Annotated in this window: 7 protein-coding genes; 1 reads left to right on the top strand and 6 read right to left on the bottom strand. The window is 61.7% G+C overall.

Annotation, left to right across the window (positions count from 1 at the left end; genetic code table 11):
* Window positions 1–282: 282 nt before the first annotated feature.
* Window positions 283–2,823: a TonB-dependent receptor gene (locus tag HA052_RS23390; RefSeq protein WP_166453836.1), complete on the bottom strand. Its 2,541-nt coding sequence runs from the start codon at window positions 2,821–2,823 to the stop codon at window positions 283–285.
* A gap of 703 nt (window positions 2,824–3,526) precedes the next feature.
* On the opposite strand from HA052_RS23390, the gene HA052_RS23385 reads away from it, so the two are divergent.
* Entirely contained in the window at window positions 3,527–3,886 is a 360-nt protein-coding gene (locus tag HA052_RS23385; protein ID WP_019104007.1) for a DUF2325 domain-containing protein, read from the top strand.
* A gap of 121 nt (window positions 3,887–4,007) precedes the next feature.
* On the opposite strand, the gene HA052_RS23380 is transcribed toward HA052_RS23385, so the two are convergent.
* The 5 genes from HA052_RS23380 to HA052_RS23360 form a co-directional block, all read right to left on the bottom strand.
* Window positions 4,008–4,187 (bottom strand): zf-HC2 domain-containing protein, encoded by a 180-nt coding sequence (locus HA052_RS23380; protein ID WP_081545162.1) that lies wholly within the window; start codon window positions 4,185–4,187, stop codon window positions 4,008–4,010.
* Window positions 4,184–4,744 (bottom strand): sigma-70 family RNA polymerase sigma factor, encoded by a 561-nt coding sequence (locus HA052_RS23375; RefSeq protein WP_166453835.1) that lies wholly within the window; start codon window positions 4,742–4,744, stop codon window positions 4,184–4,186. Before HA052_RS23375 ends, HA052_RS23380 begins: the two co-directional genes overlap by 4 nt.
* 168 nt (window positions 4,745–4,912) lie before the next feature.
* Window positions 4,913–6,274 carry a DNA repair protein RadA gene (gene radA, locus HA052_RS23370; RefSeq protein ID WP_166453834.1) on the bottom strand — a complete coding sequence of 454 codons (1,362 nt, stop codon included), beginning with the start codon at window positions 6,272–6,274 and terminating at the stop codon, window positions 4,913–4,915.
* Window positions 6,275–6,301: 27 nt separating this feature from the next.
* Window positions 6,302–6,865: a hypothetical protein gene (locus HA052_RS23365; protein WP_166453833.1), complete on the bottom strand. Its 564-nt coding sequence runs from the start codon at window positions 6,863–6,865 to the stop codon at window positions 6,302–6,304.
* Window positions 6,866–6,881: 16 nt separating this feature from the next.
* Window positions 6,882–7,637 (bottom strand): SDR family oxidoreductase, encoded by a 756-nt coding sequence (locus HA052_RS23360; protein WP_081545158.1) that lies wholly within the window; start codon window positions 7,635–7,637, stop codon window positions 6,882–6,884.
* Window positions 7,638–7,640: the final 3 nt, after the last annotated feature.

The following is a 7,640-nucleotide window of genomic DNA, read 5'->3' as shown; positions in this document are numbered from 1 at the left end:
GGCCAGGCCCGACACCAGCGCGTAGATCAACAGTGCATGGAAGACGATCACGCCGACCAAGCCCGCGATGCGGCGCTTGGGCGGGGGACCGCCGATTCCTCTGGCTGTGATGCTCGTCATGTTTATACCCACAATTGCTGCGGCTGGACCGGCACCCTCCCCGCCTTGTGAGCGGGCCGGGGCCGACACGGCCGCCATCTGCCACTCCGGCTTTCGCGTGAAGGCCGGTTCCTGCGTACTCCTTCCAGCCGGGACGGCGAAGACCGTCCCGGCATGGCGGAGTTACATCTTGTAGCTGGCCTTCACGAAATAAGCGCGGCCCACCGCGTCGGTGAAGCGCGGGTCATAGCCCTGGGGCGTGGTTTCGCCCTGATTGCTCCACGGCGGCAGCTGGTCGAACAGGTTCTTGATGCCGGCGGTCACAGTCAGTTGCTTGTTCCAGGCGTAGGAACCGGACAGGTTCCAAGTGGAGTAAGGCTTGACCATGTGGCTGGGGTCGGAATCGGTGTAACCCGATTTGTAATCCTGAGCCAGGATGCCGCTCCACGACCCGCGCATCCAGTTCAGCGCCAGATTGTGCTGCCAGCGGAAGGTGGGGCTGCCGTTGACGTAAGCGCCCAGATCGCTGTGGTAGTCGCCGCCCTTCTCGTACTGGAAGCTGTGCTTGCTGATATAGGTGCCGTCCAGGTTCACCGTGAAGTCGCCGATGGAGGTGCGCGGCAGACGGTAGGAGAAGCCCAGATCGACGCCGGCGGCGCTGGTATTGCCCAAGTTGTCGGTAAGGTCGGTCACGTACAGCAGATTGTTCTTCGAATCCCGGACGAACAGATTGGCGTATTTGCCCGGGTTGGCGAAGATGGTCTGCTCGTTCAGCGAACCGATGGAGTTCTGGATATTGGTCCACCAGAAGTCCACGCTGGTGGTCAGGTCCTTGACCGGCTCCAGCACCATGCCGAAGGAGATGGACGAGGATTTTTCAGGCTGCAGGCTCTTGTTGCCGCCGGACAACAGGTTTTGCTGAGTCTTGACGCAAGAGGTGGAGCCCGCGCCCGGCTGAGCCACGCCGCCCGGGCACAGTACCGGGTCGGTGTAGTTCTTGGCGGTCAGTTGCTGCTGGGCCGGCTGGTTGATGTCGTACAGCGACGGCGCGCGGAAACCGGTGCTGGCCGAACTGCGCAGCAACAATTGCGGCACCGGCTGGTACTTCAGCGAAACCTTGGGGTTCACCGAGCTGCCGGAATCGCTGTAGTGGTCGTAACGCACCGCCAGGTTGGCGTCCAGATGCTTGATCACCGGAATGTCCAGCTCGCCGTACAGCGCCTGGGCGTTGCGCTGGCCGCTGCCGTCGTTGGTCTTGGTCAGACCAGTGCTCAGCGTGTCGGAGGACAGCGCATGGTTATAGGTGTGCTCGATAGTTTCGCGGCGCGCCTCGGCGCCGATGGCCACCGCCAACATGCCGGCCGGCAGTTGCAGCACCTCCTTGCTCACCTTGAAGTCGGCCAGATCAAGCTTGGACTTGGCCTGCTCGATGCGGCCGCTGGACGAGAACGGCTTCCAAGCGGCCGGATCCGCGCTGCCCGGATCAAAACCGCTGTTCAGCGCGTTCTGCAGCTTGCTCTGACTCAGGTAGCCGCCTTGCAGATCGTGGGTGACCTTGCTTTCCGAGTGACCGAGGCCGGCGCGGTAGTCCCAGCCGGCGATCAAGCCCTCCAGATTCATCTGCAAACGCTGAGTGGTGGCAGTGGTGCTGTCCACGCGCGCACCAGCCGGCACCGAGCGGCCATACACCGGGAACGGGCCGTCCGCCGGGTTCTGACCCGGCGCGGTCGGCGAAGTCACGTCGCCGGAGAACGGGGTCGGAGCCACCCAGGTGGTGTTCTTGGTCTCGGTCACCAGGTATTGCAAGGACAACTCGTGGTCGCCGATGCGGGTAGTGCCCTTGAGCACGCCGGTCTGTTGTTCGATCTCAGGCTGGATCGACGGGTACAGCGAAAACAGCTGCGAACAAGCGCCACTGCCGTCCGGCGTCGAATACGGCGGCGCGCAGTTGGGCGAGCCGGTAATCAGGTCGCCGCTGGGCAACAGGTAGTTGGGGGGAAAGCTGTTGACGCTGCGCTTGGTGCTGCTGGTGATCTGGGACGCGAAATCACGCTGGGTGGCCATGATTTTGTTGGTCTTGTGATACTCGTAAGCGCCGTAGATGTTGAAGCCGTCCTTACCCAAGTCGCCGTAGCCGTAGGACAAGTTGACGCTGCGCTCCTGGCCACCGGAACGCTGTGGGGACAGCAGTTCGCCGCCGATGGACAGGCCCTGCATGGTTTTCTTGGTGATGAAGTTGATCACGCCGCCGATGGCATCCGTGCCGTAGATAGCGGAAGCGCCGTCGCGCACCACTTCGATGCGGTCTATCACCGTCAAAGGGATGGCGTTGAGGTCGACGGAAGTGCCATCCATCGGCTGGTTCACGATGCGGCGACCATCCAGCAAAATCAGCGTGTACTGGTGCCCCAAGCCGCGCAGGCTGGCGTAGGAGGCCCCGCCGGTGGAGGCGCCCACCGCGGCGTTGGCGCCCTGAGAGGACTGGTTGGAGGCCAGGCTGTTGATCACTTGCTCAACCGACGTCATGCCCTGTTTGACCAGGTCGTCGGTCTTGATGATGGTCATCGGGATCGCCTGCTCCTGCTTGATGGAGCGCTTGATGTTGGAGCCGGTGATTTCCACACGGTCCAGGGTTCCGTTGTTCTCTTCCGCGTGAGCCAAAGACGCGGCGCCGACACCGAGCATGGCGAGCGCCAGCACGATTTTCTTCTTGCGACAATTCATGATTCTCCAATCCCTTGTAAGTTCATTTGGCCACTGACCTCGTCGGGTTTATGGCTCTATAGAGAGCATCGTCGTGCTCATTTTTTGATCTGAACCGAAGGCGATCCGAGTGTGCGAATTAATCATGACCAGCGTCAATAAACTTTTCCGCGGCAGCCCCCCGCCATCTTCAGAGCGAGCAGGCACTATGTTTGAAGCAATACTTCTTAACGACTCAAAATCTTTATTAAACAAGCGTCTAACCGGAAAACGAAATCCACCACCCCGTAAAACCAAATGCATATTTAGAGCAATCACCACAAAAAATAGGCATGTACAAATCCCATAGTCATGTTGCTTTTTTGCAATTGCGTTAAAACCAGCGCAGTGTAAATACTTCTTATTCTGTGTTTTTAACACTTGTTACATGTAAAAACCTTGCACCAGCCATGAGTTATTCGGATGTCGCTATCTAAACCCGGCCCACCTGCCGGATCGAGCGCAAAAAAGCCGAGTTCGACAAGCCGCCACACCTCAACCCGCGTATGAGCCGCGCTCATGCAAATCCTTTCGCCGCCCTGCCCGCCCAGGCGGCGCGGCTCAAACGACGCAAGCGATCCGCCGCAGTTCACCCCTGTCCTGATTGCCATTTACAAAGTTTGTGATTGACCGGCTAAATGATAACGATTATCATTTCTAAAAATTCACCCAGGAGGGATGTCCAATGAATGCCATGCTTGTGGGAGCCGATACCCTCGGCAATATTCCGGATGTGCTGCGCGATTTCGGCATCAACATTCATCGTCACGTCAGCGGGCGCAACAGCTCGCACCAACGCAAGGTGGACCGCCTGCCGGCCGGCACCGACCTCTTGATCCTGTTCACCGATTTTCTGGGCCACAACGTGATGCGCCATTTCCGCGAACTGGCCTCGGAAAACCAGATTCGCTTCATCGCCTGCCGCCGATCGGTCTGTGCGCTCAAGCAATCGCTCACCGGAGCCGGCCTCAACGACAGCCAGTGCGCCGCCTGCCCACATCAGTGCGCGGCGGCCAAAAGCGGCGGCGGCAAGCGCAAGCGCTAAGTTTTTTCTTACCACCCTTGAAATTAAAAGCCGGCTTTCGCTGGCTTCTTTTTATCCCGCGCCGCAGCCAAGAAAAAACCGGCCAGAAGGCCGGTTGGTCCGTTTTGCTTCAAATAAACAACTACTCGCCGCGCCCCGCCCTATGCGCTGCCTCGCTCAACTGCTTGAGCTGCTGCGAGAAATTGCGGCAATTGCCGCACATGAACAGGTGCACGCGCAGACGCACGTATTCCCACTGACTCAAAGGACGGTCCTGCGAGGCCGAGATTAAACGGCTGGCCTGACGGCAACTCAACTTCATACGCTAGCCTCCCGGCTCCAGCGGATCGAAAAACACTCCCGCAAGCTCATGCGGGCGCGATACAGCAATACGGAACAGTTAGTCGCGGTGATCTCCAGATTCTGACAAATCTCCGCAATCTCCATGCCCATCACCTCGCGCATCACGAACACCATCGCGGTGCGGCGCGGCATGACTTCCGAGCACTGCTCGAACACCTCCCAGAACTGACGCGAGATCAGGGACTGCTCCGGCCCGCTCCAGGCCTTGACCGGCTCGCGCCAGTGGCCGTCCCGGCTGAACAGGCCGTCGAAATCGCCGTCGTCTGCCTCGCCCTCCAGCGATTCAAACAACTTCTCCTTGCCCTTGCGGCGCAAGGCGTCAATCAGCTTGAAACGCAGGATGGAGGTCAGCCAGGTGCGCAGCGTGGATTTACCGCTGAAGGAGGCGCGGGATTCCAGCGCCGCCAGCAGCGTTTCCTGCACCGCCTCGTCGGCGGCGTCCTTCTCGCGCAGTTGCGCCAGCGCGTAGCGGAACAGATACGGCCGTTCCGCCTCGATGTCTCGGTCTTCTATCATTCGCTATCCGCTTTCTTAGAGTCTGTTTACGGTCTCGCGAGCTAAAGCGAGACAAGGCGAAAACAGCTGAGAAAGCGGAGTGTACACACGGTACATGAGCATTTCGAAGCTGTACTCACCGTGTAACACTCCACGACGCGCAGCAGATCGTAAACAGGCTCTTACCGCTCACTCGCGGCAAAAGTCCACCGCCTGGTCCAAACGCTCCACCGCGATCACCTGCAGCCCCTCAATCGGCTGGCGCGGCCGGTTGGCCTGCGGCACGATGGCGCGGGTGAAGCCCAGCTTGGCTGCCTCCTTCAAGCGTTCCTGGCCGCGCGCTACCGGGCGCACCTCGCCGGCCAGGCCCACTTCGCCGAACACCACCAGCTTTTCCGGCAAGGGCTTGTTGCGCAAGGAGGACACCATGGCCAGGATGATGGCCAGGTCGGCCGCCGGTTCGTTGATCTTGACCCCGCCCACCGCGTTGAGAAACACGTCCTGGTCGAAGCAGGCGACGCCGCCGTGGCGGTGCAGCACCGCCAACAGCATGGCCAGCCGGTTTTGCTCCAGACCCACGGTCAGGCGCTTGGGCTGAAAACCGTGGCAATCGTCCACCAGCGCCTGGATCTCCACCAGCAGCGGGCGGCTGCCCTCCTGGGTGACCAGCACGCAGGACCCGGACACATCGTCGCGGTAAGAGGACAGGAAAATGGCGGAGGGATTGGACACGCCTTTGAGGCCGCGATCCGTCATCACGAACACGCCCAACTCGTTGACCGCGCCGAAGCGGTTCTTGATCGCGCGTATCATCCGGTAATTGGAATGGGAATCGCCCTCGAAATACAGCACGGTGTCCACCATATGCTCCAGCACGCGCGGGCCGGCCAGCGAACCTTCCTTGGTGACGTGTCCCACCAGCAAAATGGTGATGCCAGTCTGCTTGGCCATCCGCGTCAGCTGCGCCGCGCATTCGCGCACCTGGGACACCGAACCCGGCGCCGACGTCACTTGGTCGGTGTACAGGGTCTGGATGGAGTCGATCACCGCCACTTCCGGCTGCTCGCGCTTCAGCGTTTCCAGGATGGTCTCCAGCCGGATTTCCGCCAGCAGATCGACGCGTTCGGTGACCACCGACAAACGGGTGGCGCGCAGCGCGATCTGCTGCGGCGACTCCTCGCCGGACACGTAGAGCACTTTGCGGCGCGCGCCGATTTCGGACAGCGCCTGCAGCAACAGCGTGGATTTGCCGATGCCGGGATCGCCGCCGATCAGGATCACCGCGCCGCGCACCACGCCGCCGCCCAGCACCCGGTCCAGCTCGTCGATGCCGGACGGGTCCCGCGGCACTTCCTCGGTTTGCACATCGGACAGCTTCTGCACCTGGGTGGCGCTGTCGCTCCAGGACTGGAAACGGGCGTTGGCCGCCGGCGCGGCCTGCACCGCCTCGGTCAGGGTGTTCCAGGCGTTGCAATGCGGGCACTGGCCCTGCCATTTGGGCGTTTGACCGCCGCACTCGGCGCAACTGAAAACGGTTTTGATTTTTGCCATCAGGACAACGGAAAGAAGTGGAGGGGCTCAGCCGTGCGAACCAGACGCAGGGCTGTTCTTATTGAGTTCATTGATGATGTTGAGCAGACGTTTCTGCTCCGGCTCCGCGCCGGAGGCCGCCTTGGATTTCCCCCCGCCTTCGCCGGCGGGCTTGTTGCGGATGGCCGCCAGCACCGCCTCCACTTGGGGATCGGTGCGCGCGGCGCGTTCGGCCTCTTCATTGCTCAACGGTCTGGGGCCGGAGGACGAGATGTTGGCGCTGGATTTTTCCGCCGGCGCGGACGCGGCGCCGTGGCTGCTGGCGGTGGGCGCCGGCATGCCGGCGGGGGTGGATGCTTCCCTGGGCGGTTCCATGGTGTCCAGCTTGTTCTTGGCCATGTACTCGTTCATCTCGCGCCAGCCGGCGTAGATCGCCGCCTTGTCGGCTTCGGGATTGCGCAAATAGCACTCTTCCAGCGAACGGCCGGTCTGACGGCAAGCAGCGCCTATCGCCTTATTGGCGTCCTTGGTCAAGCCGGTGACGTTGCCCACCCAGTTGCAGCCGGTCAACGCCAGCAGCAACGGCAACCATAGCCATCGCCCTATGCTCATGCCTCGCCCCTTCCCCTCAAGCGCGCCGGGCGCGCAAATCCAGTTCCACGATCTCGCCGCTGCGGCCCTGGCTGGCGGGCCCCAGCCAGTACAGCAAATGCGGCATCAGTTCAGACAGATTGCCGCGTTCGGACTTGTCCTCGCCCGGGTGGGTGCGGTTGCGTTGCGGCGAATTCACCGGCCCCGGAATCAGCTGATTGACGCGCAACTGCGGGTAAACGTCCCATTCGTTGGCCGCCACCTGGGTCAGATAGTTGAGGCCGGCCTTGGACGCGCCGAAACCGCCCCAGTACGGCGCCGGGTGCAGCGCATGGGTTTCGCCCACGAACAGCACCGCCGCGTCCGGCGAATCCTTCAACAGCGGCAGACAAGCCCGGGTCAGCGCGAACGGCGCCACGGTATTGATCCGGTACTGGTCCATCCACTCTTCCACTGTCTGATTGGACAGCGGCGACAGCGCGTAAAAATGCGAAGCGCAATGCAAGATGCCGTCCAGGCGGCCCAGCTCGCGCTTGACCATCATCGCCAGGTTGTTGAAATCGCCCTCCGCCGCCTTCAGCAGGTCCAGCGGCACCGCCGCCGGGTCCGGCCCTCCTGCGGCCGCTATTTCATCGTAGACCTTCTCCAGGCCTTTGACGCTGCGCGCCAGCAACACCACGGTGGCGCCGTGACGGGCCAAAGTCAGCGCGGCCTCGCGGCCTATGCCCTGGGTGGCGCCGGTGACCAGCACCACGCGGTCCTTGAATGCGTTAGAGGCGATATCTGTCGTCATTTT

Source organism: Chromobacterium fluminis, from assembly GCF_011602385.1.
Lineage (GTDB): Bacteria > Pseudomonadota > Gammaproteobacteria > Burkholderiales > Chromobacteriaceae > Chromobacterium > Chromobacterium fluminis.
The sequence above is the reverse complement of the archived record's forward strand: the minus strand, read 5'-3'. Positions and strand labels throughout refer to the sequence as shown.